At 76.0% G+C, this 516-nt stretch carries 2 pseudogenes; both read left to right on the top strand.

Annotated elements, in window-relative coordinates:
• A pseudogene (locus tag B7767_RS44475) lies at positions 1–131 on the top strand (dehypoxanthine futalosine cyclase); the annotation flags it as partial.
• A 7-nt stretch (positions 132–138) separates the two neighbouring features.
• Positions 139–516 (top strand): annotated as a pseudogene (locus tag B7767_RS08615) (hypothetical protein); the annotation flags it as partial.

Genomic DNA, 516 nt, shown 5'->3' with positions numbered 1-516 from the left:
ACGAGCACCTCGTCGTCCACGACGACCCGGCGAACGACCCCGTCGACGAGCGCGTGGTCTCCCACATCTCCTCCACCGCCATCGAGGGCGGCACGGCCCACCCGGAGCTCAAGCTCCTGTCCGCCAACTGACCTCCCCGTGCTGACCCTTCACACCGCCGACGCCTCGCCCGGGACCGCCGTCCTGGTCGACGGCGCGCACATCGCCGCCGTCGGCCCGTACGAGGAGCTGGCCGCCGGGCATCCGGACGCCCGGCTGCGGCGGTGGCCCGGCATCCTGACGCCCGGTCTGCTCAACCCCTACGGCCCGGAACTGCTGGAGCAGGCGTACCACCCCGACCCGCGCGAGGCGGACCGGCTCGGTACCGAGCCGGTGTTCGGGGAGCGCGCGCGGGCGCTCCTGGCCGCCGGACCGTCCGCGCGGGGCGCCAGCGCACGCCGCGGAGTACAGCGCATGCTGGCGCACGGAACGGTCGCGGTCGCCGGTGAGCTGCGCGGCCGCGAGGCCCTGGACGCG

Origin of the sequence: Streptomyces sp. 13-12-16 (assembly GCF_002114215.1) — a bacterium.
Lineage (GTDB): Bacteria > Actinomycetota > Actinomycetes > Streptomycetales > Streptomycetaceae > Streptomyces.
Note: the sequence above shows the minus strand (reverse complement) of the source record. Positions and strands in the feature narration are given on the sequence as shown.